Below are 26,402 nucleotides of genomic sequence, written 5' to 3' on the forward strand. Positions count from 1 at the left end.
AATTTCAATTATGCTTTCCAGGGATAATTGGTTTACCCAGATACTACCGGGCAGTGTTACGAGCACTCCCGGTTACTATCTTCGTTTTTCGTAAAATCGTATTTATAAACATCTGTGGCTATAAATACGAGCGGAGTGAATTCCTTTTAGGGAGAGATAAGTATTTGTTTTCTCATCATTTTTAATTTAGGTGAACAATTGGTTGTAGTGGTTATATATTAAGCGCTAATCTTCTCACACATTAGCCCTGTCGTTACTTTGCTACAATTACCGTTTTACCCTTAATAGTGAAGTTTAACCCGGCGTATTTTAATATATTGGTAAAGCCTGAAAAATCAACCTTGCGCGATAGCTGACCGGAGAACTGCAGATCTGGCACCTTCCCTTTGTACACCACTTCAATATCATACCATCGGGATACCTGTTGCATAACGTCTTTGATATCGGCCTTAGTAAACATGAATAGTCCGTTTTTCCAGGCTACCTCTTCTTCAACATTAATGTTGCTCGTGATTTTTTGCTGGCCCTGACCATTAATTATTACCTGCTGCCCCGGTTTAATCTCATTTATCATAGCAGATGACTGTACGCTAACTGCTCCTTCTAAAAGCGTAGTTTTGTAAAGCTCTTCATCGTTATAAGCTTTCACATTAAAGTGAGTTCCAAGCACCTTTACTTCTGCTTTGTCAGTTTTCACTATGAAAGGCATTCTGGCATTTTTAGCTACTTCAAAATACGCCTCCCCACTTAAGTAAACTTTGCGTTCGCTGCCCGAAAATGAAGTTGGGTAACGTAATGAAGAAGAAGAGTTCATCCAGATCTTTGAACCATCGGCTAATACCAGTTGGTACTCACCTCCGCGTGGAACGACAATGGTGTTATATATTACCTGCTGTCCGGCATTTGCTTTTCCGGCATGTTTGTAAGCTAATATTTCGTTTTTGTTAGATACTGCAGTTCCATCATCCTCGTTGATAGATACCTGTGTATGATTTTTAAGCGCTAACTTTTGGCCATTGCCTAAAATTAAGATAGCTTTGTTACTGCCGGGTTTGATCATGGTGGCTTGAGCTATCTGCGATTTATCATTCCCTTTTACCCGGTTTTCATTCCGAAGATATAATAAAATTGAGATACTTAAGGTCAAGATGACTATGGCTGCATACTTCAATAACGATGTATAATTAAAACGGCGAACTGACTCTGATTCCGGTTCAGGTAATTTCCGCAGCAGCTCATTCCATGCTTTATCGTTATCAATGTTATCCCAGAAAGCCAGCTTTTTTTCAAGGAAGCCGGCATCTGTCAGCTTTTCAAATTGCACTTTGTTTTCGGCACTTTCATTAACCCATTCTTTTAACCATAGGTATTCTTCCTGCGAAATATCACCGTTTAAAAGTTTGCCGATTAGTTCAGCTACGTAAAAGTCCCGCTCGTTTTTTTCCATTTAATAACATACAAACAACTAAAGGAAGCAAACGGGTGACAATGGTATGATCTTTTTTATTTTTTTATGGGGGCAGAAAATGCCCGGGAATGGAGTTATAGAGAAGAAGGGACTTAAACTTTATGTATAAGTAATAACAAAGCGGTTGGAGAATGCTTTAAAATTTCGCGAAGGATACGCAGGCTCCGTACTTTTTGTGTTTTTACCGTATTGATAGAAATATTTAAATAATCGGCAGTCTCCTGGTTACTTAAGCCTTCAAAATAGCTAAGGTATATTACTTTACGATAGCTTTGTGGTAATTGCTGCACAGCCTGCTGAACTTCCTCTAATACTTCGGCTTCAATAAGGCGGTAAATTATGTTTGGTTCGTCAAGGCTTTCAGTTTGACGACTTTCAAATTTTCCAACAACCTTTTGGTGCTTATAACTGTTGATGCAGCTGTTTTTGGTAGTTAAGTATAAAAAGGCCTTTATTGAATTTAAACTATCAAAACTTAAACGACGTTCCCATAGCTTTACAAAGGCATCCTGCACAAGATCTTCAGCAGCATCTTCATTAACAATTCCTGCAGCAAAAAAACACACCCGCTTATAAAACATATTAAAAATATGATTGAAAGCTTCCTTATCCCCATTTTGAAATGCCACCATTGAAATTGCTTCAGGCATAAACATCAAACTTTAAGTTTACTAAAATTAAACACAGTAAATAACACTGTAACTACCTTTGTGTATCGAATACACTTTATAACAGACCGATTTATTGTTTTTAGACGTCTAACCTATCGAAAAAAAAACGAAGCCCAAACGTTATTTATCTTATTAATACCCTTATCAATGTCAAACTGTAACAACCATATTGTAAAAGTCACGATTACGCACTGTCGGGCTATAATTGGTAAAACTAAAGTAGAGATAAAATTTAATAGTAAAATGATAATTTACTACAAAGTACGCAAACGTTTGCGCTACTGTTATTACGGGTGTTGCATTAACTTGTACGTACCCTGTTTAACCAACAGGCAACAGCTTAGTGTTACGAAATGTTTCTAATTTGAGGCGTTTATTTCGATTATCATACTGCTTAAGGGTATTAATTTCCCGGGAGTTAAACTAAGCCCTACCTTCATCAGGTAGTCCCCGCTAAATGTACCGCCGTTTTCGGCAAGGTTTGATTTGACGCCAGGCATCAGGTTTATCTCTTCTACCCGGTATAATTTGTGGCTGTCCAACCCTTGCAAACGCACCCGGTTAAACACTTCTTTATAACGTGCGTTAAGGTTATAATTAAACACTACAGATTTTGATTTTTCATCATTTACATACATTGCCACCATACGGTTCTCCTCGTACGGCGAAATAAGGCGGTACAGATCGCCAAACCAAATGATATTGCTCAGGCGATTATAGTTTTTAACTGCCTGTTTGCTAAACTCCAGTTCGTCATCTGTCATTTTACTAACCTTAATGTCATAGCCCAACTTATCCATCATGGCAACATCTGTTTTAAATTTTATGGATTGTTTGCCCCATGAAGTAACATGGCTTGATATGGTTAAAGAAGGGAAAAAGTTACTATATCCCCATTGTATATAAACTCGCTCTAATGGGTCCGTATTGTCGCTAGGCCAAAACTCCGTGAAGTATTTTAAAGCCCCATAATCTGTGCGACCGCCGCCGCCGGCACACAACATAATTGGAAAATGCGGGTATTTTTGGCGCAAGCGGTCAAGGATTTTATACAAGCTTAAAGTATAATCAACATATAACGCAGATTGCTTGTCTTTTAAATATGGAGACCATGCATTGGTCATGTTGCGGTTGCAATCCCATTTAATATAAGCCAGACCTGGATTTTTGGTTAGCATATCATCCACAACATGGTACACATAATCTGCCACTTTAGGATTGGTAAGATCGAGTACCAATTGATTCCGCTGATAATTTTCGTCGCGGTTTGGTAATTTCAAGATCCAGTCGGGATGCTGCTCATATAATTCGCTTTTGGGATTCACCATTTCGGGTTCAAGCCAGATCCCGAACTTCAGGTCTTTAGCTTCGGCTTGTTTTACGAGATAAGCGATGCCGTTGGGTAATTTTGATTTATCTTCCTGCCAATCGCCCAAGCCGGCTTTGTCATTATTTCGGGGATATTTGTTCCCGAACCATCCGTCATCCAATAAAAACAGGTCGACACCCAGCTTTTTGGCATCATCAAATAAATTAACCAGTTCTTTTTCATCAAAATTAACGTGTGTAGCCTCCCAATTATTGAGCAAAGTAAGACGTGGTTTATTACCATCAAGTACACCATAATTGCGGGCCCATCTATGTAAATTACGACTGGCCTGCCCCTTTCCGCTGGCCGAATAAGTAAAAATAAAGGCCGGAGTTGTAAAAGTTTCACCGTTCTTTAGTTCATATGCCGATGCATAAGTGTTAATTCCCGGTATAATCCTTAAGGCATTACGCTCGTCTATCTCAAAATGAAACTTAAAATTACCTGTCCAGGCCAGCGTTCCGGCTATCAGTTCGCCGGTTGTTTCATCTGCCGGTTTATTCATCGCAAGAAAAAACGCGGGAGTTTGATACATATCAGCCCTTGTACCTAATTTACTGTCAATCTCCTTTACGCCACTGGTCAGTTTGCTTTCCTGCATTCTCATTTCAGATGCCCAATCGCCATGGAATTGAGTAAGCCAATAATCCTTAGCTTCCAGATGAAGCATACACGAGGCATAATCTTCAAGGGTTATTGTTCCTTTTTCATTGTTCTTGATTTCTGTCCATGCTTTTATAATATCCTCCCTGTTAAAGGCCTGGTAATGCAAAACTACATGTACAGGATATTTAGGGTCCTTTAACTGAATGGATGTTTCGCTGACGTTGTTGTCAATGCTTTTTGTAGTATGGCTAACGTACCTCAACTCAAGCGAAGGATTACGATCATTATGGATTAAACGGATGGCAGGCTGCAGCAAATCTTCCATTCCCCCTGTAATATAGGCTTCATGTTTCCCGGCAGGAATCAGGGCGGTTTCTTCGTTATTTAAAAGCCGTTTACCAAGGTATGACTGATAGATCCTGTTATTTGCGCCTATTGTAAGCACCATGTTTACATTATTTGTACTTATCAATATTGCTTTACCAGTTTGCGCGTTTACAATTGCCGAACGGCAAAAAAGAACTAAAAAAAAAATCCGTATAAAATTATTCATATTATAAGTTTGACTTTAATCCTGGTATCAACTCTTTGATAATTTAAAAAGCCATACATGCATAAGCTTAAAGTGCTCTAAAAACTACGTGTTAAAAAACTGTCAGTTTTGTTCCCCGATAGAAATGTCGGCAAACATTACATCTTCGTCCCTAATGTAAGCAGGGCTTTTCAAGCTCCGGTATACGCCCCATTTCGGCCTGCAAAATGAAGTCTCTTTTCGCCACAGGTCAATATTGGTATTGACATAGCTGAGCAGTACCTTATTATCTGCAATCCGTTTGATCTCAACATTGTAAGTTCCAACGCTATCATAATGAAGCGTCTCTGTTACTTCAACCCAGTTGCCTTTAAAATCGACCAGGTTAACGCCGGCTAAAACCCCTTGCGAAGTTCCTTTTGCCGAACCTGTATGAATTATTTCAAACTTATCAGGCTCACCAAACCGGGGTGTAAAAGTTATAATGGGAGCTCCGGCATCTCCATCACCCGCTTTTATCTGGTGGATATGCGTAAACGTTGGCTGCGCTTTAAAACCGCTGTCTATTTTAAACTTCCATTTGTAAATAACCGTTTCACCCCGCTCTCCCTTTAATTTAGCTGCGGATGGGCCATATGTTTTGATTTCTACCCGCACCCTGTCGTAATTCCGGCAGCGATCATTATCTTCTTTAGCATGGCTGTGAAAAACAAAAACATATTCACCTAAATGCTTATCAAACGCTTCTGTAATATGTTTAACATGATGGGCACAATCAGAAACTTCACAGGCATCGCCACCCAATACACGAGATATTTGCTGATATGCATCGTCACTTCCGTCTGCTTTTAAAACAACCTGTGCTTTAAGCAGGTTGCTCGTAAATAGCAATCCGATAATCAAAGATTTTTTTAAAAACATAGTTGATCCTTGTTTCAATTGTTAATCAAGCGCACCTGTTTTCATTGTACCGGTTGGGTTAGCAGCCTGCCTGCTTATCTCCCCTTTTACTTCTACCTTTATTACGGTAGCAATGCTATCCCTGGCTTTATCGGGGACATTTATAATCAGGCCTTCACTTGATAGCGCAGCTTTTAATGCTGTATTCCCGGCCAGCATTTTAGCGCTTAAAACTTCATTTTTGAGACCGGGAATAACCAGCTTTCCGCCGGAAGGCCAGTTAAACACAGAGAAATACAAGGTGGTATTTTTGACGTTTGGTTTAAGGGTACATCTGCCCCAGCTTAAGGGCTGAAGTGGACTTGACTGGGTAGCGTATATTGCTTCGCTGTTTACCTTCATCCATTCACCCATCTTTCTCAAGGTGGTTATACTTTCCTGCGGAAATTCGCCTTCGGCATTGGGGCCAATATTTAACAGGTAATTACCCCCTTTTGATGCAATATCAATGAGGTTGTGAATTAACGTTTCAGGAGTTTTCCATTTATGATCATAGCTTTTATACCCCCAGGTACCATTCATAGTCATGCAGGTTTCCCAATCTTTTCCATCAACCTCGCTCAGGTTGGGTATTTTTTGCTCTGGTGTTTTGTAATCACCCGCGAAGTTTGGACGCTTAAGCCGGTCGTTAGTGATAATGTTGGGCTGTAATTTTAACAGGTCATGCAATTTTTGGGCAAACTCATCAGTCATGTTTGTAGGTGTATCCCACCAAAATACGGCGATATCACCATAATTGGTTAACAGCTCTTTTACCTGCGGAACAGCAACCCGATCAATATAATCAGCCATTGTTGCCGAAGTTTGAGCAGGATCCCAATGGCCATTATGTTCAAGGGTATAAGCATCAATCTTGGCTGAGTCGGGGTTCGGCCAACCTTCGCTGCTTAATTTACGCGCTGCCGCACCACCCGGGTTATTCCAGTCTTGTGCTTGCGAATAGTAAAACCCTAATTTAATGCCATACTTTTTGCACGCCGCCGCTAAGGGCTTTAAAACATCCTTACCATAAGAGGTGGCATCTGCAATATTCCATTTGCTGGCATTTGATTTAAACATGGCAAAGCCGTCGTGGTGTTTAGCTGTAATTACAATATACTTCATACCGGCTTCCTTGGCCAGTTTTACCCAGGCATCCGGGTTGTATTTTACGGGGTTAAATTTTTTTGCAAACTGCTGGTACTCGGCTATCGGAATCTTGCCCCTGTTCATGATCCACTCACCACCGTGCCCTATCTCGTATCCTTTATACATACCGGCCAGCCCGGCATAATCGCCCCAATGTATAAACATGCCGAAACGAGCCTCCCGCCACCATTTCATACGTTCATTGCGGGACAGCTCTTTTTGTGCAAAAACATTATGCGCAACAAAAATGAACAGCCAACAAGCTATAAAAAGTTTTTTCATAAGGATTTAATTTTAGCGGTTATAATCGCAATGATTTATAATAATGTTCGTATTAAAGCAATATGTATGCATAAGTAACTATATTGCTTTACGATATAATACAAGTACCATGAGGTTTGGTACCAGAACGCTACGTAATAATTTCAGGTTGATCTCATAATAGCATTTGTATCATGACCACTCACCGTTCAAAGCTGCCGCTTACAATTGTATTGTCAATTATATTGAACCGTAAGCCGGATTGGCCTGGCTTACGGTTTTTCAGTTTTCCTACAGAATTTATTAGTTAATTTACGCTCATGCTCAAAAGAATCGCGGCTTTTTGGACGATCGGGTATTTGCTCTTTGGCAGCATTGCTTTGCCATTGGGTGATTTCTCGCTGCTTAACGAATTGCCGCGTATGTATCAGGCTTATGAAAAGGTGGTCACACCGGACGAAAAAGGTGTGCTGGATTTCATCGGAGATTATCTGCTAAACGGTAAAGACCTGTTAAACCATAACCAGCATGATCAGCCATCAAAACCCGGTGCGCTGCAATTCCAGGGCACGCCATCCTTTGCGGCCATTATTCAACCGGTTAGCCCGTTTTTGGCTGAACCTGTATCACTAGATTTCATCACCCCAGCTTCGTTACATCATAGCTCCGGTGCTTTGAGCTATTACCATCCTTCTTTATTTCGTCCGCCTTTAGCGTAAGAAAACCCTCATTTTCTTAATCATCAATTTTTACGTTTTAAGCTATTTCATGCGCTATTTACTTTTAGGCGCTGTGCTGCTGGCTTCAGTGGCCGCACGTGCACAGCATACTTTATCTATTTTGGTCAAAGATGACCAAACCAAACAGTCCATAGCCGGTGTTACGGCTTATATCAACGAATTAAAAAGAGGCGCTGCTGCGGATAGCAGCGGGCACATTCAGTTCAACCTGCCCACCGGCAAATACGAGATCAAATTCAGTATGGTGGGTTATCTGCCGCAGGAAAAAACTTTCGTGTTGCCACTCAAAAATATTGAGCCCGTTATAGAAGTTTACCTGGAGCCGATGGCAGGTGAATTGGCAGAGGTGGTGGTGCAAACCAACCGCACCAATCAGAACCGCAGTGATGTGCCCACCCGTATCGAAGCATTGCCTGCTGAGGAACTGGACGAAAAAAGCACCATGCGCCCCGGCGATATCAAAATGCTGCTAGGGGAGATCACGGGTGTACACGTACAAGCGGCTTCGGCGGTAAGCGGCACAGCGAGTTTTCGCATCCAGGGGCTGGATAGCCGTTATACGCAGCTATTGCAGGATGGATTGCCAATGTACGATGGCTTTTCGGGTGGGTTAAGCCTGGTGCAGGTTTCGCCGCTTAACCTGAAGCAGGCCGAGATTATTAAAGGTTCGGCATCGACACTTTATGGTGGTGGGGCTATTGCCGGTTTAGTTAACCTGATCACCAAAACGCCAGCGGCTAAACCCGAATTGACCTTATTGCTTAACCAGAATTCAGCCAGAGGCACCGATGCCAGTGGTTTTTACAGCCAGCAATGGACACACGCAGGAACAACAATTTTTAGTTCTTATAACTATAATGGTGCTTACGATCCGGCTAATACAGGGCTTTCCGCGGTGCCTAAAACCAATCGCTTCACGCTTGCGCCAAAAGTATTCTTAAAGCCAGGCAACCGCGACCAACTTTGGTTTGGTGTTAACCTCATGCACGAAGATCGTTTAGGTGGCGATATGCAGGTCATCAACGGCCATGCCGATAATCAGCACCAATATTTCGAGCGTAACCTAAGCGACCGTCTTTCCACGCAGTTTTCCTACACGCATAAGCTTGACTCGAACAACCAACTGAACTTTAAAAATACGATTGGCTACTTTTACAGGACAATCGGTGAGCCGCAGTTTCTATTTAAGGGCGATCAATTATCATCTTATACCGAAGCTAACTATGTCCGTAATGGCAAAATTGCAAGCTGGGTAGCCGGTGCGGATGTTTGGACAGATCATTTGTCGCAACCAAACGGAAGTGTAGATTTAAGCTATAGCCGCAACACTTACGGAATTTTTGCTCAAAATACCTTCAAACCCACAAAATGGTTAGCTGTAGAAAGTGGCATTCGGCTTGACGAAAACTCGCCGTCATCTGCAAGCTCAAACGGGTTATTCCTGTTGCCACGCGTTAACACGCTATTTACGCTCGATGAACATTGGAGTAGCCGCGTAGGCGGCGGCCTGGGCTATAAGATGCCGGATATTTTTAATGACGATGCCGAAGAACAGGGCTATCGGTATTTGCAGCCATTAAATATTGGCGCAACCAAAGCCGAACGTTCGGCCGGTGCCAACGCAGATGTAAATTATAAAGGCGCAGTAGGCGATGCTTTTTTGCAGGTTAATCACCTATTCTTCCTCACCAAAGTGAATGACCCATTAGTATTACAAAACAATGCATTTATAAACGCCCCGGGTTACCTGATCAGCAAAGGGGCCGAAACCAATATTAAGCTGCTGATGGATGAGTTAGGGATTTACCTTGGTTATACCTATACAGATGTACAACGCCATTTTAACGGGTTAAGCAGTGCTCAGACATTAACACCCAAACACCAGTTAAACGCAGACCTGACCTACGAAGTGGAAAACAGTTTCAGGGCAGGCGTTGAGGGATTTTATACAGGTTCACAAATATTGGACAGTGGTACAACAGGTCGTGATTATTGGACTTTTGGACTACTTGTGCAAAAGATGTGGAAGCATTTTTTTATTTTCATTAACGCCGAGAATCTTACTGATCAACGACAAAGTAAATGGGGAACGATTTATACCGGATCCGTTTCTAATCCCGTGTTCAAAAATATTTACGCGCCGTTGGACGGCAGAGTTATTAATGCCGGAGTTATAATAAAGCTGCTTAACAATAAATAAAAACCGCCTTACTTTCTAATGCGACTTTATACCCCGTAATAGGGCTGCCCCCTTTGGTAAGGCTACCCTAATAAACTTAACTAACCGCATGAAAATTTGCAGTGAGAATAGGAATGCCTTTGTATTTTTCCATTAGACGGGCTGCCCGTTAAAGTTCGGACATATTTCGGGTAACTAAAACGACACGTAACCGCAATTACTTAACCGAAACGATGTGGAATTCAGATCCCTTTCCACTCATAGCTTTTACTTTCCAGCCCTATTAAATCAATAACCCGGTTTACTACTGTCATAGCCAGCTCTTCTATAGTTTGGGGCTTGCTGTAATATGATGGAATCGCCGGACATATGATCCCACCTGCTTCTGTAACAGTCGCCATGTTTCGTATATGGATCAGGTTGAACGGCGTGTCACGGGCTACCAATACCAGTTTACGGCGCTCTTTAAGGATCACGTCGGCCGCACGGGTGATCAGGTCGTCAGAGATTCCTCCTGCTATCCTTCCAAGCGTCCCCATAGAGCATGGAACAATTATCATGGTATCAAACTTTGCCGAACCCGAAGCGAAGGGTGCCATGAAATCATTTTTAGCGTAAAATTTAAAAGGGAACCGGCTGTATTCTTCGTTGTCGAGTTCAAACTTCCAAACATCTTTGGCATTATCTGACATAACAACGCCCACTTCGGCAATTTGATCCTGTAATTGGGTTAGTTTTTTTAGCAGCAGACTGGCATATATTGAACCACTGGCACCCGTAATAGCAACAACTATCTTTTTCTTCATAATTACTCCTTCAACAACCCAAACACACAAAAAGTTAGGGGCACAAAAAAGGGTCGAATAACTTGTACCCGACCCTACATCTACCTATGAAAAACATGCCCTTGAGAGGGCACTACAAATATAATAACACTTTTTAAATTATTAAACAATTTGTTAAAATAATTTTAACCTGTTTATTGAATATTTTTTTCGATTAAAGTTTGGATAATTCCATCAACCATACCTACCCTGGGTACATATATATTTTTGATGTTAGCATTTTTCATTACCGTAAGGTAAATTTCACAGGCTGGAATAATTACATCGGCCCTATCCTGGTTTAGGCCAAGCACGTTGATCCTGTCTTTTAATGAAAACGAGCTCAGGTAGGTATATAATGATCTTAGTTTAGCAAAAGTTAGCGGCATATCTTCTTTTTCTTCGGATAGCCTGAACAGTTTATTAATGTTGCCGCCGGTACCTATGCCTGATAATTGCTTAAAGTTACGGGTATTGTCGCGCACAAAATCCTTCATTTCGTTCCAGGTTTCTTCAGTGTCCTGATTATCCAGAATGCGGATGGTGCCAATGTTAAACGAACGCGAAACGATCAGCTCCCCTGCCGAAAACAGCGAAAGCTCTGTACTGCCGCCGCCTACATCAATATAAAGGTAGTTTTTGCTTTTATCAATATTTTGCTCGGCATGACTGGCATAAATGATACTGGCTTCTTTAGATCCATGTACAATTTCAATATCGATATTAGCCTCATCCTTAATCAGCTTCACAACATCTTCCCCGTTTTTAGCTTCGCGCATGGCCGAAGTTGCACAGGCTAAATAATCGGTAACCTTATATACATCCATCAGGTTACGAAAAGCAACCATTGATTTAACCAGCTCTGTCGTTTTTTTCTCAGATATATGCTGCTGTATAAAAGCATCGTCTCCCAAACGCAACGGAACACGGATCAGGGTATTTTTTTTGAACGACACCGATCCGGTGTTTTGAATTATGTCGGCAATTAACAGCCTCACGGCGTTTGAACCTATATCAATGGCGGCGTATCTCAATGTTATTTCGTTTTATTTTTTAAATAATTATATATTTCAATTTGCGCCCGGTGGCTTTCGGGCGAGTTTGTTTTGTGGTATTTGTTGGTGTTCTGGCTGTTGATCTCACGGGCTTTGGTGTTATCCTCAAGCTGGATATCAATAATATCCCTTATCTCCTGCTGTAGTTTTTCATCATATATCGGGAAGCCAACTTCAACGCGATTGTCGATATTTCGGGTCATGAAATCGGCCGATGTAAGGTAGATGAGCTCCTTGCCGCCATTGCAATAAATATGCACCCGCGCGTGCTCAAGATATTTATCTACAATACTAATCACCTCTATATTTTCGCTATAGCCTTTCACCCCGGCAATTAAGCAGCACATCCCCCTGATGATCATCTTAATTTTCACGCCTGCATTACTCGCCTGGTAAAGCTTGCTGATCATTTCCTCATCGGCCAGGCTGTTCATCTTCAGGATCATATACGCCTGCTTGCCGGCTTTCGCGTTTTTGATCTCGTTATCTATCAGCCTGTAAATTGCAGGCCTTGAGTCAATTGGCGACACGATCAGGCTTTTGAGCCCCTTAGGCAATAATCCCTTATTAATTGCTTTAAAAACATTTACCAGGTCATCGGTGATTCTTTTGTTAGCTGTAAAAAGGGTATGATCGGCATAGATCTGCGCTGTTTTTTCATTAAAATTACCAGTTGAAAGGCAGGCATAATAAGCCAGCTTACCTTTTTCGGTACGGCTAACCAAACATATTTTTGAGTGCACCTTGTAACCGGGCACACCGTACAATACTGTTACGCCCTCCTCTTCAAGCCTGTTACTCCAGTGAATATTGTTTTGCTCATCAAAGCGGGCCCTTAACTCTACAAGGCAGTTTACCTTTTTGCCGTTTTTAGCGGCATTGATCAAAGCATGGACCACTCTTGAGTTTTCGGCCAAACGATATACAGCAATGCTAATCTCTTTTACCTTAGGGTCTATAGCGGCCTCGCGCAAAAAATGGATCACGTAATCATACGATTGATAAGGTGTACTTACCAGGTAATCCTTTTTGGCGATGAGCCCTATAAGGCTTTTACCGAATGAAAGGTCGGCCACAGGGAGTGCTATATATTTGCTATACTCAAGCTCCGGCCCACCAACGTTGGGGAACGCAATAAAGTTCTTGAAATTATGGTACCTGTTACCCGGGATAAGACTTTCGCCATGCAGGCCCATTTTGCCTACCAGGTATTTCAGCATATCCATAGGCATCTCTGAGTCATACAACAAACGCATCGGTTTACCTTTTTTTCGCTTTTGAAGGCTCTTGGCCAGTGAATCGACAAATTTTTCACTCACCTCTTTATCCAGGTCAAGCTCCGCGTCGCGGGTAAGCTGGATGGAGTAAGCCTCAATACTATCATGTTCAAAAATGAAAAAGATATCCTCCAAACTGTACCTGATAATATCATCAAGCAAAATAATGAACTTCAGGTTATTGGTATCGGGCAGTTTAACAAAACGCGAAAGGTTATCCGGGAACTCAATAAGGGCAAACCTCGTTTTTTTATTGGTGGTAAGCTTTACAAAAAAGTAAACGGCCCTATCCCTAAGCTCAGGCAGCGGTAAGGTATCATTGAGCATGATCGGCACCAATGTAGCCAGCAGCTTTTCCCTGAAATAATTTTTAACGAAGGTACCACGGGTTACGTTAAGCTGTTTATCATTAAGGATAAAGATCTTTTCTTCGGCCAGTTGTTTAACAATGATGTTTTCGTACAGGTTATTGAATTTACGTTCCTGCCTTACTACAATATTCTTGATCTGGTTAAGGATCTTTTTAGGGTTATAACCAAGTATCTCTTTCGATTTTTCATTAAGTGCAGCTAAACGGCTTAGTGTGGCAACCCTCACCCTGTAAAACTCGTCGAGGTTAGATGAAAATATAGCTAAGAACCTAATCCGGTCTATCAGGGGAACGGTCGGGTCGGCCGCTTCCTGCAAAACCCTATCGTTAAAATATAGCCAGCTTATTTCTCTGTTAATTAAGGGAACCTGTTTATCCATAAAAATTTCTCGCTTTACAGCCAGATGTTACAAATCTGCTTATTTATTTGTTAACTTAATATTAACTCATGAGGAATTAACCTGTTTTCATTCATCATTATTTATTGCAGAAATTAAACAATTTGTTGCAATATTGCGCTGTATGTTAACAATACATTAGTTTTGCAAAACATTTATAACCAACACACTACTTATGCCAACATTTGATATAGTTAGTAAAATAGACGGGCAAACGCTTGATAACGCGATAAATACCGCCAAAAAAGAGATCCTGAACCGTTACGACTTTAACGATTCAAAAAGCACTATTGACCTTGATAAAAAAACAAACCAGGTTACCATAGTTACTGAAAACGATATGCGCCTTAAAGCCATACAAGACAGCATCATAAGCCGGATGGTTAAACAACATCTTGATCCCAAAGCGCTGGATTTTGGCAAAGAGCAATATGCATCGGGCAACATGATCCGCAAGGAAATCAAGATCAGGGAAGGTATAGATAAGGAAGCTGCTAAAAAGATAGTAAAGAAAATTAAAGATAGCGGCCTTAAAGTGCAAGCCTCCATCATGGACGATCAGGTGCGGGTGCAAGGAAAAAAGATTGACGACCTGCAATCTGTTATCAGCCTTTGCCGCGCGGAGGATTTTGGCCAGCCATTGCAATATATTAATATGAGAGACTAATAGAAATCTCTGATATTAATGTAAAAAATCCTATTAAAACAAAAGGAGCCATGCATTTTGCTACGGCTCCTTTTGTTTTATCTGAAAGCGCTATTAGCCCGCAACTTCAACTTCTTCTTTATTAACTTCATTAGGCCGGCCATTTTTGAAAGCTTTACGCGGCGATAAACCAAGCAATTCAAACATAGCCATATCGGTATCAAATGATGGGTTTGGCGTGGTAAGCAGCTTTTCGCCGGCAAAAATTGAATTAGCTCCTGCCATAAAACAGAAAGCCTGTTCAACCGTACTCATCTCCGTACGACCGGCAGATAAACGCACTACGGTTTTAGGCATAATGATCCTTGTTGTAGCCACCATCCTAACCATGTCCCAAACAGAAACACGGGGCTGATCGGCTAACGGAGTTCCTGCTACCGGAACTAAAGCATTAATAGGCACTGATTCGGGGTGTTTGGGCAGGTTCGACAATGTTTTGAGCATGGATACCCTGTCCTCCACCGTTTCACCCAGGCCAATGATGCCGCCGCTGCATACAGTGATCTTCGCTTTGCGCACATGTTCAAGCGTTTTAAGACGCTCATCATAGGTACGGGTGGTGATGATCCGTTTGTAATCTTCTTCGGATGTATCAAGATTATGATTGTAGGCATATAAACCGGCATCGGCCAAACGTTGCGCCTGGCTTTCTGTAAGCATGCCAAGGGTACAGCACACTTCCATATCAAGGCTGTTCACCGCTTTAACCATATCAATTACCTTATCAAAATCGCGGTTATCGCGAACCTCACGCCATGCTGCACCCATGCATAAACGTGATGCGCCACCGGCTTTTGCCTTTTCGGCAGCAGCGATTACTTCATCTTTCGGCATTATGGCATGTACATTTACACCTGTATTATAACGGGCAGCTTGCGGGCAGTAAGCACAATCTTCAGAACATCCACCTGTTTTTATCGATATCAATGAACTGATCTGCACTTCTGCATAATCTTTATTCTCGCGGTGGATCGTAGCGGCCTTGTATACAAGATCAAGCAATGGTGTGTGGTATATATCGGCTATTTCTTCTTTAGTCCAGTTATGTCTAACTTCTGTCATCAGTTTCAGATTAAATTCGTCCCAACAATGTTATTAAGTTATTGTAAACACGCAAATATTCAAAGATTATTTATAAATATAACATTTTGACAGCCCTCAAAAAGAAACTTACTATATAACAAGGTTTTAAATATTTGGCAGCTTAGCCCTTCCGGGGTTCGTGTCCACGCTAACTGCTTATAAATTGCCGTGGGACAGGGACAACCGGCGGATATACTACTTCAATAAAAACTTGGTAGCTAACCACAGCGGTAGTAAAAACCCTATACAATCGGTAAAAGTGGTGATGATGATGGATGATGCTACTGCGGGGTCAATCCCTACCCTTTTCAATATCAATGGAATGGAAGCGCCTGTTAAGCCTGCTATGATCAGGTTGCCTGTCATGGCTAAAAACAACACCAGGCCAAGCAGCGGATTGGCATCGTAAAAGAATGCTACTATAAACACGATGAGCCCATTGGCCGCGCCGTTGATCAGGCCTACTAAAAACTCTTTTAATACGGTGTTATAGGCTTGTTTATCGGAAAGATCACTTAATGAAATACGCCTAACAGTTACCGCCAATGCCTGTGTTGCGGCATTGCCACCCATACCTGCTATAATGGTCATATAAGCCGAGATAATGGAAAGCTTGGCAACTGTCGAATCAAATGTTCGGATAATGGATGCAGCAAGGAATGCTGTGCCCAGGTTGATCACCAGCCATGGCAAACGGCTTTTTACTGCCTCCAGCCAGTTACCGCTCAATTCTTCATCTTCAGATACACCGGAGATCTTCAGGATGTCCTCGGTGTTTTCCTCTTCCATTACGTCGATAATATCATCCACCGTAACGCGTCCGAGCAGTTTCATGTGATCATCAACAACCGGGATACTGGTAAGGTTATATTGCTTAATGAGACGGGCTACCTCTTCCTGGTCAAGCTCGGCTTTTACGTAAACAAAATCGGTAGTTACCAAATCGCTGATGCTGGCATCGGCGCGGGCCTTGATGACTGTTTTAATGGAGAGGATCCCTTTCAGTATGTCGTCATTATCAACTACGCAGATGGTATAAAACTCTTCCATCTCTTCCGACTGGCGAATGATCTCATCAAGCGCATCCTTTTTATCCATGTTGATGTTTACCTTGATGATCTCAGAGTTCATCAAACCACCGGCAGTATCCTCGGCATAGTTCATCAAAGCCCGGATGCTGCTGGCATCTTCATGATCGAGGTCTTCTAAGATCTCTTCCTGGTGTTCTTCGTCAAGCTGGGAAATGATGTCGGTAGCATCATCATAGTCAAGCTCTTCAACTATCTCGGTACGTTTTTCGGGATCGAGGTTTACAAGCAGTTCGGCAGGGCCATGCTCTTCGTCCATTTCCGATAAAACTTCCGAAGCGACGTCGGCCGGGAGGATATTGATGATCCTTTCTTTTTCTTCCTGCTGAAGTTTTTCAAATAATATAGCAATCTCCGAGGCGTGATATTCCTTCAGAACATTCTCTAACTCAGCATCATCGGCTTCGAGCGCTGTTTTAATGCGGAGCAGGTCGGTTTTATCTAATTCAAAAGATTGCATACCCGACTAAATTAAAACAATTAGACCACAATTAAGGAATTAAATGGACACAAAAAGAGTGCCTAAAGTGGCTATCGTAATGGAATCGTTAGATGCTGTGGTTGTATTTAACCTGCGAGCCGCTCACCTTGCTTAATTTAAAAAGCGCCGGCTCAACCTGCGTTTTTCGGATAGAAAGCTGGATACTGCAATCATTGTCAAATTGCTGATTAAGTACGCCAAGCCCCTCTTCCTTAATGATCCGCATCACATCATTCATTTGCAAATAATCAAATGAGATAGTGTATACGTCATTTACTGTTTTTGAAATGATAACCGAGTGGTTTAATGCATCCTCTGTGGCTGCTTTATAAGCATTAATCAAACCCGGAACCCCTAATAAGGTGCCGCCGAAATATCGGACCACTACAACCAGGAGATTGGTAAGATCTTTTGACAGCAGTGTATTCAGGATTGGTCTGCCTGCAGTACCTGAAGGCTCACCGTCATCATTAACCCTGAACACCGAGCGGTCGATGGTTAAACGCATAGCCCAGCAATGGTGATTGGCTTTGGGATGTTCTGATTTTAGTCGGGCAACTATTGCCTTGATGTCATTTTCAGAACTGATGGGATAAGCATAGGCCAGGAACTTGCTGCCGCGGTCGCGAAAAACACCTTCGGCAGGGTTTTCTATGGTTTTATAAGTATCGTCAAAAAGCATTCAAAAATATTACCGGTGCAGGAAGCCCAATGTTTGCGGGAAATAAATAATGATAATAGCCAGCACCGCTATAGCTATGCCGATTTTATTAAGCAGGCTCAGCTTCTCTTTAAATACAAAGATGCCAACCAGCGTACCAACCACAATAACGCCAATATTTACCGACGAAAACACTGCCGAAGGGCTGTTCGCCAGCGCCTGGTGCGCCTTTAAGTAAAAAAGGATATTGCCAAAATTGGCTATCCCTAATACCCAGCCTATGAGGATATGCGGCAATGAAAATTTCATTTTTTTTGTGGATACCTGGTAAATCAAACCAGCAAGGGTTAATATAAACGCAATAATAAAGATGACAAAAATGGCTGTGGTAAAAGGTACATTATTGACCTTGGTAAGCTGTTTTAGCAATACATCAATTACGCCAAAACCGAGGAAAACAATTAACAGGTAAATCCATGAGCCCTTTTCAACTTTGTTACCTGCCGATTTTTGCCAGGGTATAGAGCAGATGATAGCAATGAAAGCCAGTATAATGCCGATGGCTTTTACCATACCGGTGGCTTCGCCAAATAAAACAAATGCTGCCAGTATGGGGATAAACAGGGATAAGCGTTGTGCCACGTCTGTACGAACGATACCGGCCTTGCGCACCGACGTTGCCATGATTACAAATATTGCCGGGAACAGAATCCCCAAAGCCACGTAATTATAAACAGGCCCGTTTTGAATAATACTCAGCTGTGGTTTAAAAAAGAACCAGGTAAGCAAAATAGCCATAGAGTAGTTCCAGGTAATGGCCTGGTAAACGTCCACATGGTAGCGTTTTGCCAGTTTCAGCAAAATGGAAACGATAACACTACAGCAAATACTTAAAAAAACGAACAGCATTTATATAACCGGCTTATTGTATAACAAATGGAGGCGATCGGCGCCTACAGGATATTCATCGGCAAGTATACTTGTTATTTGCGGTGCTTTTATACCTTTCCCTAAAACTTTATTACCGGTAAATACCCTGGCTTCGTCCCAAAGGCCGGCTTCAATAAATGATTCAAGTGTTTTAGCACCGCCTTCAATAATAACAGATTGGATATCCTGAAGGTATAATTGGTACAAAATGTATTGCGGCACAAAGCGTTCAAAATCTTCAAGTGCTATATACCTGTTTTTACCGTCAACATCAAACTTAACCTCGTTAAATATCAACGTTTCTGCAGATTGATCAAATATGTTCAACCCTTTATTCAATTCCAGCCGGCGGTCAATCACCACACGCTTAGGCGACGGGCCATCCCAGTAACGGGTGTTTAATTGTGGGTTGTCACTTAATACCGTGTTTTTGCCAACCAGTATAGCATCTTCTTCACTGCGCCATTTGTGTACCAGTTTGCGCGATTCGGGCCCCGTGATCCAAAACTGCCTGCCATCTGCCGGAGCAAAAAAGCCATCCTGTGTTTGTGCCCACTTTAATATAATATATGGCCTGTGCTTTTGTACCTTGGTAAAAAAGCGACGGTTAAGCCATTGACATTCCTGTTCTAATACGCCGGTTATTACTTGAATGCCGGCAGCCTGCAATTTTTCAATACCTTTTCCGTCGACCTGAGCAAATGGGTCGCGGCAACCAACAATCACTTCAGGGATTTGATGTTTGATGATCAGATCGGCGCAGGGCGGCGTTTTACCATAATGCGCACAAGGCTCTAATGAAACATATATAATCGAGTTTTTCAGCAGTTGGGCGTAGTTATCAAACCTTTGCGTAACCTGTTCAATAGCGTTAACTTCGGCATGGGCCTGGCCGTATTTCTGATGATAGCCCTCTCCTATTATTTTGCCATCGTGAACTACTACCGCGCCAACCATAGGGTTCGGACTAACGTATCCTGCACCCAATTGAGCAAGCTCCAAACAACGGCGCATATATTTTTCATGTTCAAGCATGCTGCAAAAGTAGCTTTTATGTTACTTTGTTGCATGATTACAATTAAGGATGTTTTTGAAGATTACAGGCAGCAGATAAATGGCATTTATGATGCTGTTGAAACCGAAGCTATTACGCTGTTTGTTATTGCCGAAGTTACCGGTTTATCAAGGGCATCTGTTAAGGCATTCCCCGAAAGAGCGTTAACTGCTGAACAGTCGGAACGGGCGAAAAACATCCTTGCCGAACTAAAAACAGGCAAACCTATTCAATACATCTTTGGTGTCACCGAGTTTTTTGGCTTGCGATTTAAAGTAAACCCATATGTGCTGATCCCACGCCCGGAAACTGAGGAACTGGTGGAATGGATTTTAGAAGGCGAAAGGTTAAAGGCAAAAGGTGAAAGGTTTTCTGTGCTGGATATAGGTACCGGTAGTGGGTGTATCGCCATCAGCCTGAAAAAGAATTTGGCAAATGCGGATGTTTCTGCGATAGATATATCCGAAGGAGCTTTGGAAACCGCCAAGGAAAATGCTTTGTTAAATGAAGTTGAGGTTAATTTTATTCTGGCTGATATTTTAAATATTGAGCATAATAAAGAAGAGGCTCAATATAATATCATTGTAAGCAACCCTCCTTATGTTACGCTTGATGATAAAAAGCAGATGCATAGTAATGTTACAGATTTTGAGCCACATACTGCTTTGTTTGTACCCCAACATGATCCGCTGATATTTTACCGGGCCATAGCCGATTTTTCACTTTGTAATTTGATTGCCGGCGGCTTGCTTTTCTTCGAGATCAATGAAAATTTAGGCAATGAAACTGTTGAGCTATTAACTGGTAAGGGATTTAAAAACATTGAGTTAAGAAAAGACATGAGCGGTAGGGACAGGATGGTGAAAGCGCAGCTTTAAAAGGTTACAACTTATCGCTTATCACGCCCTCAAACTTGTAATAGTTACTGTAAAACAGCCAGTAAGCAATACCAAAGTTTAAAGGAACCAACACCCAAAGCAGCTTGAACATAATGATCCAGAACAATACAATAAATAACCCCAGGATCCATTGCAGGTACTTATCCATATTAAGGCCAAACCAGTAAAGCAGGCAATGAAACAGCATCGCGGTGCTTAAGCCAACAAGCAGCAGTTCAACAGCCATCAACGGGCTAAACCTGCTGAACAGCCAGATACTTTCGGGGATGAGCAAAAGAAAATAAACGCCTATAAAATTCAGAAACAGCTGCGGCTTGCTATAGGGCAAATTGCGGGAAAAGCCAAGGCCGTTCTCTTCAAATTTCCTTTCCTCAAATATCAATACAATATGTGCCGTTATAACAGCAAGGATTGCTATACCAGCAACACGGACATCAGTTTTAACATCAGCAAACACGTAAAACACCCCGGTGATGATAAGCCAGGAAAGCGCCTTGGTAATGAGGTATGGAACCCTGCGCTTATCTAACAGGTGGTAAATGTAAAGGCTGAAATAAGGTTTGCGCCATTTGCTGCTTAGTTTTAATAATATGGATCGATCACTGCCGTCAACAAGCCTGTTAACTTGCTTTGTATAAACAACTGCACTTAAATAAGTTAAGGCGATTAAATATAGTAAAATGCAAACCGGAAATAAATAATAATGATTGGAAAAACCCACACCCACAGCAATAAGTGCGTACAATATTACCGGCGATGATATAGCAGCCTGTACGCAAAACCAGCTTTTTATTTGCTCCCCTTTGCTCAGGGCATTGCTGCTATAAAATAAAAAATGTTGGCCGGAGGCAAAGATTTGCCCGGATACGTAATGCCAGCTTTTAACTGCATAAATAAACCAGCTTATAAACACCAGGATCATTACAACCGAACTGCTGTCCATAGCCAGCATCAGTGCTTTATGATAGCCTATTAAATATTGGGGAGGCACTACGCCAACCATTGCCAAAAATATAAATAACAAAATCCCGGCATGCACCCGGAAAAAACCGTTTGCAAAAATCTTTAACAATACCTTGGTTAGCGATTTCATCAGCTGATAAACTTTAAAGCTTGATCTTCGACGAGAAGTTCACCTGATACGGGTAATGAGCCATCCTCAAGTATTTGGTGCGATGACAGTAAAAAGCCAGTTCCCTCCTGCTCATACCTTTCCCTTATCCAACTATTTAATGTTGCCAACGAAGCCGTATCAATAGTGATCAAAGGCTCATCAAGCAGGATTAATTTGGGCTTGCCCAAAAAGGCAAGTAGCAGGGAAAGCTTTTTCATCATGCCACTGCTGTAAGTGCCAACCGGGCGGTCAATGAAGCTTTGCATGCCCATGCTTTTAATATACTGCTCCTCCTGTCGCGCCGGCGCGCTTTTAGCAGCGATAAACAGGGCGATCATTTCTGAACCTGTTAAAAAATCGGGAAATACGGGTTCGGCCTCGGCAAAGTTTACCAGCTTGCGGTAGGCCACCGGTTGCTTTTTTATGCTGATGCTTTCATCAAGCAAGATATCGCCATGAAACGCTAATATCCCGGCAATAGATTTTAGCAGGGTGCTTTTACCGGAACCATTTACCCCTTTTATCCAGTAAATACCGTGCTTCAATTGCAGGTTCTCAATTTTTAAGGCCGGATAATTACCGTATGATTTTGTAAAGTTTTGAAATTGCAACATCGTTGGTTTGATAACAAAATGAACCTGTTGTTACACAAAAAAGAGAGGCCTGAATGTGCCTCTCTCACAATAAAATTAAAATAAATCCGAAACCGAAAATCTCAATTCCGAAATTATAGCGCTGCTCCTTCAATTAGGGCGCTGTAAAACTCACCTACATCCATACCTGCCGCACGTACCTGTTGCGGAATCAAACTGGCGGCAGACTGACCTGGTGTGGTGTTGATCTCAATAAAATAAAAATCATTACTGCCTTCAAGCAAAATAAAGTCGATCCTGGCCATGCCGCGGCAGTTGAGGCGGGTATACACCTCGGTAACTATGCCGGCAATTTCTTTAACCTTTTCAGCCGAAAGGTCGGCGGGAGTTATTTCTTGTGTTACACCAGAAGTATATTTCGCCTCGTAATCAAAAAAATCTTTTGAGGTTATAATTTCTGTAGCAGGCAATACCTTTATTTTACCGTGCAGGCGTGCTATACCAATGCTGAACTCGCGGCCTTTAATAAATTCTTCTACTAACACCTGGGCATCTTCCTGAAATGCCCTGTTCAATGCTTCCGGCAGGCCGGCTATGTTTTGAACCTTGCTCATACCCACGCTGCTGCCACCATTATTAGGTTTAACAAACAACGGAAATTTCAAATTAGCTGCTATTGTGGCAACGTCATGCACATCGCGCTCAAATAAACGCATGGAATGTGCGGTATGCAAGCCATGGATCCCGTGCACGATAGCTTTGGTATAAGCCTTGTTCATGGTAATGGCCGATGTTGTAGCGTCGCAGGTATTATAAGGGATGCCAAGCATATCAAAATAGCCCTGCAGCTTTCCATCCTCGCCGGGGCTGCCATGAATGGTGATGAAGGCAAAGTCGAACTTTATTTTTTCCTGGTTAAGGGTGATGGTAAAATCATTCTTGTCAACATCGACTGTCGCGTCATCTGCTTCAAAAAACCACCTGTCGCGGGTAATTAATATAGTATAAACTTTATAGTTGCTGTTTGACGCCAGGTTAGCTGCGATATTTTTTGCGCTGTTAAGGGATACTTCATATTCGCCGGTAAAACCTCCGGCCAAAAGGGCAATATTTTTAAGACTCATTTTATTTCGGATTTCGGATGTTCGATTTCGAATTTATTTCCAGGAGCAACGAAAGCGACCTGATTTCGAAGTCGAAATTAGAATAAATATCATTGCAAATAATACTAAAGTTTAAATTTTGAGTTTAAAACTCCCAAAATTCTGCAATAATTAATTCCGAAATCGAACATCCGAAATCCGACATCCTAACACCCATATCCAAAATAATTCCTATGTTTGATACTTAATTAAAAGGTTTACCCTTACGTATACTGATGAGCAAATTTGGGGCTTACTTAAAATCAAAATCATTCCGGAATAACTTATTAATGGCTATTGTAACCGTGATAGCCGTTGTTTTAATAGCTTTTTTTAGCCTTGGTTATTATACCCGTCATGGTTCGGGCATACCCGTACCAAAGCTTAAAGGCCTTTCCATTGATAAAGCTATGGATATTTTAAAAGAGCAGGGATTCGGCTATAAAATAGATTCTGTGTATGTACAGGACGTGGCCCCCGGTACTATCGTTGAACAAGACCCAGATCCCGGGACCAACGTTAAAGAAAGCCGGGTAATTTACCTTACCATGGTAACCCTGCAGGCGCCAAACGTAGCCTTGCCCGATCTTGAACAAAGCAATTATCGCGAAGCGATAGCTACCATATCAAATTATGGCTTAAAACTGGGCGATACAACGTACCGTTCGGATATTGCCCGCGACCGGATCCTGGAGGTACGTTTTGGCGGACAAGTGATAAAACCAGGTACCAAGATCCCCAAAGGCTCAAGGATAGATTTGGTTTTGGGCGATGGTGAGGGTGCAAGCGAAGTGGAAATACCCGAACTGGTAAATCTTGACCTTGATGCCGCCCGATTTGCTATAAAAGGCGCCGGCTTAACTGTTGGGATCATTACTTACCAGGGTACTATTACCGATTCGACTAATGTTGTTGTTGTTTCGCAATACCCGATGAAGACCGATTCATTAAGCAAAACAAGTATTGGCACGCGTATAAATCTTACTGTTTCACAAGGTACCAAAACCGATGCAGCTCCACCGGCAAATTAAAGCTTCCGAACTGATTGAGCGTTTAAGCAAAGGTGAAAGCCTTAACCTGCTCGACGTGCGCGAGGTTATTGAATTCCATACTTATAATATAGGCGGTGATAATATCCCCCTTTCAAATTTGGAGAATGCGCTTAACAGTTTACCCTACAACAAAACAGATGAGATAATCGTTATGTGCAAAATTGGTTTAAGGAGCGAAACTGCACAAAACATATTGAAGCGGTATGGCTATAACAACGTTCGTAACTTGAGCGGCGGATTAGTTGCCATTCAAAGATTAAAATAAATACAACAAACACCATCTATTCAATATCATGACCGCGGAAAAACAAGGATCAGGCATACTGAAAAAATTTATCATAGCGCTGGTAATCATTATCGTTGTGCTTTTAGGCTTTACAGGTTTCAATTATTACCTCAAATACTTTGGACCTAACGTTACGGATAAACAGGAGTACTTATACATTCACACCGGCGCAACATTTGGCGATGTTTTTAAAACAATACAAGATGAGGGCATTGTGAAAGATACTGCTTCATTTGGCTGGGCTGCCCGTAATATGAATTATATTACCCGTGTAAAACCAGGTAAATATCGCCTGCATGAAGGCATGGGGAACCGCAAGCTCATCAATATGCTGGCCTCAGGTACACAAGAGCCTGTTAAAGTTGAATTTCACGGATTGCGACTTAAAGAACAGTTTGCGGGATTTATCTCGAAAAAGATTGAACCGGATTCAATGGCGATTATTCGGCTGCTTGATTCGGCGAGTTTTGTAAGTAAATATGGTTTTACTACCGATAACGTTTATACCGTGATCATGCCCGACTCATACCAGATGTACTGGAATACGAGCCCGGAAAAGTTCTTTAAACGAATGTACGACCACTATCAGGCTTTTTGGACACCTGAACGTAAACAACTGGCTGCTGCAATAAACTTAACCCCTCAGGAAGTATCTGTCCTGGCATCAATAGTTGATGCTGAAGCGCTGCATGATGATGAAATGCCCGCCGTAGCAGGTTTATACCTTAATCGTCTTAAAAAAGGAATGAAACTGGAGGCCGACCCTACCGTGATCTTCGCGCTGAACGATTTTACTATAAAACGTGTGCTTACCCGCTACCTTTCATATAACTCGCCATATAATACTTACCTGCATACAGGTTTACCTCCGGGGCCTATCATGATGCCATCGGTTAATGCGGTGAAAGCAGTGTTAAACTATCAAAAGAGCGACTATATTTATATGTGCGCCAAAGCTGATTTTTCCGGCTACCATGCCTTTGCCACCAACGTGGCGGACCATTTGGTTAATGCGCATAAATTTCAGCAAGCCCTTAATGATCGTAACATCCGAAGGTAATGTTTGAGCACACTACTAAAATACGGGTGCGCTATGGCGAAACCGACCAGATGGGCTATATGTATTACGGTAACTACGCCGAATTTTATGAAGTAGGCCGCGTGGAGATGCTTCGCAGTCTTGGCCTTACTTATAAAGGCATGGAAGAATCGGGCATTATGATGCCTGTGCTCGAGCTTCATTGCAAATACCTGAAGCCGGCTTTATATGACGAGGAAATCAGCATCAGGGTGATCATGGATAAGCTGCCAGGCATCCGCATCCATTTCAGGTACGAACTTACAAACCCAAAAGGTGAACTTATTAATACCGGCGAAACGCTGCTCGTATTCATTAACATGAAAAACAGTCGCCCATGCCTGCCACCGCAGGATTTTACCGATAGATTAATGCCCTTTTTTAAGTAAATTTGGTG

At 42.0% G+C, this 26,402-nt stretch carries 24 protein-coding genes; 8 read left to right on the forward strand and 16 right to left on the reverse strand.

All coding sequences use genetic code 11. From position 1 onward, the window contains the following. Positions 1 to 253: 253 nt before the first annotated feature. The 5 genes from IEX80_RS05705 to IEX80_RS05725 form a co-directional block, all read right to left on the reverse strand. Entirely contained in the window at positions 254 to 1,447 is a 1,194-nt protein-coding gene (locus IEX80_RS05705; RefSeq protein WP_188832285.1) for a FecR family protein, read from the reverse strand. 113 nt (positions 1,448 to 1,560) lie between these two features. Continuing rightward, positions 1,561 to 2,118: an RNA polymerase sigma-70 factor gene (locus IEX80_RS05710; RefSeq protein WP_175489950.1), complete on the reverse strand. Its 558-nt coding sequence runs from the start codon at positions 2,116 to 2,118 to the stop codon at positions 1,561 to 1,563. Between the two features lie 380 nt (positions 2,119 to 2,498). Then, entirely contained in the window at positions 2,499 to 4,667 is a 2,169-nt protein-coding gene (locus IEX80_RS05715) for an alpha-galactosidase (protein ID WP_188832286.1), read from the reverse strand. A gap of 102 nt (positions 4,668 to 4,769) precedes the next feature. Further along, positions 4,770 to 5,567: a hypothetical protein gene (locus IEX80_RS05720; RefSeq protein ID WP_188832287.1), complete on the reverse strand. Its 798-nt coding sequence runs from the start codon at positions 5,565 to 5,567 to the stop codon at positions 4,770 to 4,772. 21 nt (positions 5,568 to 5,588) lie between these two features. Then, positions 5,589 to 7,016, reverse strand: a complete 1,428-nt coding sequence (locus IEX80_RS05725) for an alpha-L-fucosidase (protein WP_188832288.1) — start codon at positions 7,014 to 7,016, stop codon at positions 5,589 to 5,591. 299 nt (positions 7,017 to 7,315) lie between these two features. Between IEX80_RS05725 and IEX80_RS05730 the strand changes: the two genes are divergently transcribed. After that, a complete protein-coding gene (locus tag IEX80_RS05730; protein ID WP_188832289.1) occupies positions 7,316 to 7,714 on the forward strand; it encodes a hypothetical protein in 399 nt (132 codons plus the stop codon). A gap of 49 nt (positions 7,715 to 7,763) precedes the next feature. Beyond that, a complete protein-coding gene (locus IEX80_RS05735; protein WP_188832290.1) occupies positions 7,764 to 9,935 on the forward strand; it encodes a TonB-dependent receptor in 2,172 nt (723 codons plus the stop codon). 221 nt (positions 9,936 to 10,156) lie between these two features. Here the strand turns inward: IEX80_RS05735 and IEX80_RS05740 are convergent, their stop codons facing one another. From IEX80_RS05740 to ppk1, 3 genes are all read right to left on the reverse strand, one after another. Beyond that, on the reverse strand, positions 10,157 to 10,720 hold the full coding sequence (locus IEX80_RS05740; RefSeq protein WP_175489951.1) for a UbiX family flavin prenyltransferase: 564 nt from the start codon (positions 10,718 to 10,720) through the stop codon (positions 10,157 to 10,159). Between the two features lie 173 nt (positions 10,721 to 10,893). Continuing rightward, a complete protein-coding gene (locus IEX80_RS05745) occupies positions 10,894 to 11,772 on the reverse strand; it encodes a Ppx/GppA phosphatase family protein (protein WP_090525907.1) in 879 nt (292 codons plus the stop codon). Positions 11,773 to 11,774: 2 nt separating this feature from the next. Beyond that, entirely contained in the window at positions 11,775 to 13,820 is a 2,046-nt protein-coding gene (gene ppk1 / locus IEX80_RS05750; protein ID WP_090525908.1) for a polyphosphate kinase 1, read from the reverse strand. A gap of 193 nt (positions 13,821 to 14,013) precedes the next feature. On the opposite strand from ppk1, the gene IEX80_RS05755 reads away from it, so the two are divergent. Beyond that, complete coding sequence (locus tag IEX80_RS05755) at positions 14,014 to 14,505, forward strand: YajQ family cyclic di-GMP-binding protein (RefSeq protein ID WP_090525909.1); 492 nt, start codon at positions 14,014 to 14,016, stop codon at positions 14,503 to 14,505. A gap of 93 nt (positions 14,506 to 14,598) precedes the next feature. Here the strand turns inward: IEX80_RS05755 and bioB are convergent, their stop codons facing one another. The 5 genes from bioB to ribD all read right to left on the reverse strand — a co-directional run bounded on the left by bioB (position 14,599) and on the right by ribD (position 19,822). Next, positions 14,599 to 15,606, reverse strand: a complete 1,008-nt coding sequence (gene bioB, locus IEX80_RS05760; RefSeq protein ID WP_188832291.1) for a biotin synthase BioB — start codon at positions 15,604 to 15,606, stop codon at positions 14,599 to 14,601. 216 nt (positions 15,607 to 15,822) lie between these two features. Then, the gene (gene mgtE / locus IEX80_RS05765) at positions 15,823 to 17,175 is read right to left on the reverse strand and encodes a magnesium transporter (RefSeq protein ID WP_188832292.1); all 1,353 of its coding nucleotides are present in this window, start codon (positions 17,173 to 17,175) and stop codon (positions 15,823 to 15,825) included. A gap of 88 nt (positions 17,176 to 17,263) precedes the next feature. Then, the gene (locus IEX80_RS05770; RefSeq protein WP_188832293.1) at positions 17,264 to 17,878 is read right to left on the reverse strand and encodes an IMPACT family protein; all 615 of its coding nucleotides are present in this window, start codon (positions 17,876 to 17,878) and stop codon (positions 17,264 to 17,266) included. Positions 17,879 to 17,887: 9 nt separating this feature from the next. After that, positions 17,888 to 18,766: an EamA family transporter gene (locus IEX80_RS05775; protein WP_188832294.1), complete on the reverse strand. Its 879-nt coding sequence runs from the start codon at positions 18,764 to 18,766 to the stop codon at positions 17,888 to 17,890. Beyond that, positions 18,767 to 19,822 carry a bifunctional diaminohydroxyphosphoribosylaminopyrimidine deaminase/5-amino-6-(5-phosphoribosylamino)uracil reductase RibD gene (ribD, locus tag IEX80_RS05780; protein WP_188832295.1) on the reverse strand — a complete coding sequence of 352 codons (1,056 nt, stop codon included), beginning with the start codon at positions 19,820 to 19,822 and terminating at the stop codon, positions 18,767 to 18,769. Positions 19,823 to 19,855: 33 nt separating this feature from the next. Here ribD and prmC point away from each other — a divergent pair, with 33 nt between their 5' ends. Then, positions 19,856 to 20,719 (forward strand): peptide chain release factor N(5)-glutamine methyltransferase, encoded by an 864-nt coding sequence (prmC, locus tag IEX80_RS05785; protein ID WP_229701530.1) that lies wholly within the window; start codon positions 19,856 to 19,858, stop codon positions 20,717 to 20,719. Between the two features lie 4 nt (positions 20,720 to 20,723). Here prmC and IEX80_RS05790 read toward each other — a convergent pair whose 3' ends face one another. The 3 genes from IEX80_RS05790 to IEX80_RS05800 form a co-directional block, all read right to left on the reverse strand. Beyond that, complete coding sequence (locus IEX80_RS05790) at positions 20,724 to 21,833, reverse strand: hypothetical protein (RefSeq protein ID WP_188832296.1); 1,110 nt, start codon at positions 21,831 to 21,833, stop codon at positions 20,724 to 20,726. Then, positions 21,833 to 22,468: an ABC transporter ATP-binding protein gene (locus tag IEX80_RS05795; protein ID WP_188832297.1), complete on the reverse strand. Its 636-nt coding sequence runs from the start codon at positions 22,466 to 22,468 to the stop codon at positions 21,833 to 21,835. The genes IEX80_RS05790 and IEX80_RS05795 overlap by 1 nt, the downstream gene beginning before the upstream one ends. Before the next feature lie 113 nt (positions 22,469 to 22,581). Next, positions 22,582 to 23,571: a D-alanine--D-alanine ligase gene (locus tag IEX80_RS05800; RefSeq protein WP_090525918.1), complete on the reverse strand. Its 990-nt coding sequence runs from the start codon at positions 23,569 to 23,571 to the stop codon at positions 22,582 to 22,584. 254 nt (positions 23,572 to 23,825) lie between these two features. On the opposite strand from IEX80_RS05800, the gene IEX80_RS05805 reads away from it, so the two are divergent. The 4 genes from IEX80_RS05805 to IEX80_RS05820 are packed head-to-tail and all read left to right on the forward strand — an operon-like array spanning position 23,826 to position 26,394. Further along, complete coding sequence (locus tag IEX80_RS05805) at positions 23,826 to 24,620, forward strand: PASTA domain-containing protein (RefSeq protein WP_090525919.1); 795 nt, start codon at positions 23,826 to 23,828, stop codon at positions 24,618 to 24,620. Beyond that, entirely contained in the window at positions 24,598 to 24,906 is a 309-nt protein-coding gene (locus IEX80_RS05810) for a rhodanese-like domain-containing protein (RefSeq protein ID WP_188832298.1), read from the forward strand. Before IEX80_RS05805 ends, IEX80_RS05810 begins: the two co-directional genes overlap by 23 nt. Positions 24,907 to 24,934: 28 nt before the next feature. After that, positions 24,935 to 25,987 carry an endolytic transglycosylase MltG gene (gene mltG / locus IEX80_RS05815; RefSeq protein ID WP_090525921.1) on the forward strand — a complete coding sequence of 351 codons (1,053 nt, stop codon included), beginning with the start codon at positions 24,935 to 24,937 and terminating at the stop codon, positions 25,985 to 25,987. After that, positions 25,987 to 26,394 (forward strand): acyl-CoA thioesterase, encoded by a 408-nt coding sequence (locus tag IEX80_RS05820; RefSeq protein ID WP_090525922.1) that lies wholly within the window; start codon positions 25,987 to 25,989, stop codon positions 26,392 to 26,394. Before mltG ends, IEX80_RS05820 begins: the two co-directional genes overlap by 1 nt. Positions 26,395 to 26,402: the final 8 nt, after the last annotated feature.

Origin of the sequence: Mucilaginibacter rubeus (assembly GCF_014643835.1) — a bacterium.
Classification (GTDB): Bacteria; Bacteroidota; Bacteroidia; order Sphingobacteriales; family Sphingobacteriaceae; genus Mucilaginibacter; species Mucilaginibacter rubeus.

Excerpts from the sequence above, each read along its gene's own strand:
- IEX80_RS05730 (WP_188832289.1), top strand. The coding sequence starts at position 7,316 with ATGCTCAAAAGAATCGCGGCTTTTTGGACGATCGGGTATTTGCTCTTT.
- IEX80_RS05790 (WP_188832296.1), bottom strand. The coding sequence starts at position 21,833 with ATGAAATCGCTAACCAAGGTATTGTTAAAGATTTTTGCAAACGGTTTT.
- IEX80_RS05740 (WP_175489951.1), bottom strand. The coding sequence starts at position 10,720 with ATGAAGAAAAAGATAGTTGTTGCTATTACGGGTGCCAGTGGTTCAATA.
- ribD (WP_188832295.1), bottom strand. The coding sequence starts at position 19,822 with ATGCTTGAACATGAAAAATATATGCGCCGTTGTTTGGAGCTTGCTCAA.
- IEX80_RS05800 (WP_090525918.1), bottom strand. The coding sequence starts at position 23,571 with ATGAGTCTTAAAAATATTGCCCTTTTGGCCGGAGGTTTTACCGGCGAA.
- IEX80_RS05705 (WP_188832285.1), bottom strand. The coding sequence starts at position 1,447 with ATGGAAAAAAACGAGCGGGACTTTTACGTAGCTGAACTAATCGGCAAA.
- IEX80_RS05770 (WP_188832293.1), bottom strand. The coding sequence starts at position 17,878 with ATGCTTTTTGACGATACTTATAAAACCATAGAAAACCCTGCCGAAGGT.
- IEX80_RS05810 (WP_188832298.1), top strand. The coding sequence starts at position 24,598 with ATGCAGCTCCACCGGCAAATTAAAGCTTCCGAACTGATTGAGCGTTTA.
- IEX80_RS05715 (WP_188832286.1), bottom strand. The coding sequence starts at position 4,667 with ATGAATAATTTTATACGGATTTTTTTTTTAGTTCTTTTTTGCCGTTCG.
- IEX80_RS05735 (WP_188832290.1), top strand. The coding sequence starts at position 7,764 with ATGCGCTATTTACTTTTAGGCGCTGTGCTGCTGGCTTCAGTGGCCGCA.
- IEX80_RS05820 (WP_090525922.1), top strand. The coding sequence starts at position 25,987 with ATGTTTGAGCACACTACTAAAATACGGGTGCGCTATGGCGAAACCGAC.
- ppk1 (WP_090525908.1), bottom strand. The coding sequence starts at position 13,820 with ATGGATAAACAGGTTCCCTTAATTAACAGAGAAATAAGCTGGCTATAT.
- mgtE (WP_188832292.1), bottom strand. The coding sequence starts at position 17,175 with ATGCAATCTTTTGAATTAGATAAAACCGACCTGCTCCGCATTAAAACA.
- mltG (WP_090525921.1), top strand. The coding sequence starts at position 24,935 with ATGACCGCGGAAAAACAAGGATCAGGCATACTGAAAAAATTTATCATA.
- IEX80_RS05710 (WP_175489950.1), bottom strand. The coding sequence starts at position 2,118 with ATGCCTGAAGCAATTTCAATGGTGGCATTTCAAAATGGGGATAAGGAA.
- IEX80_RS05775 (WP_188832294.1), bottom strand. The coding sequence starts at position 18,766 with ATGCTGTTCGTTTTTTTAAGTATTTGCTGTAGTGTTATCGTTTCCATT.
- IEX80_RS05725 (WP_188832288.1), bottom strand. The coding sequence starts at position 7,016 with ATGAAAAAACTTTTTATAGCTTGTTGGCTGTTCATTTTTGTTGCGCAT.
- IEX80_RS05795 (WP_188832297.1), bottom strand. The coding sequence starts at position 22,468 with ATGTTGCAATTTCAAAACTTTACAAAATCATACGGTAATTATCCGGCC.
- bioB (WP_188832291.1), bottom strand. The coding sequence starts at position 15,606 with ATGACAGAAGTTAGACATAACTGGACTAAAGAAGAAATAGCCGATATA.
- IEX80_RS05805 (WP_090525919.1), top strand. The coding sequence starts at position 23,826 with ATGAGCAAATTTGGGGCTTACTTAAAATCAAAATCATTCCGGAATAAC.
- prmC (WP_229701530.1), top strand. The coding sequence starts at position 19,856 with ATGATTACAATTAAGGATGTTTTTGAAGATTACAGGCAGCAGATAAAT.
- IEX80_RS05720 (WP_188832287.1), bottom strand. The coding sequence starts at position 5,567 with ATGTTTTTAAAAAAATCTTTGATTATCGGATTGCTATTTACGAGCAAC.
- IEX80_RS05755 (WP_090525909.1), top strand. The coding sequence starts at position 14,014 with ATGCCAACATTTGATATAGTTAGTAAAATAGACGGGCAAACGCTTGAT.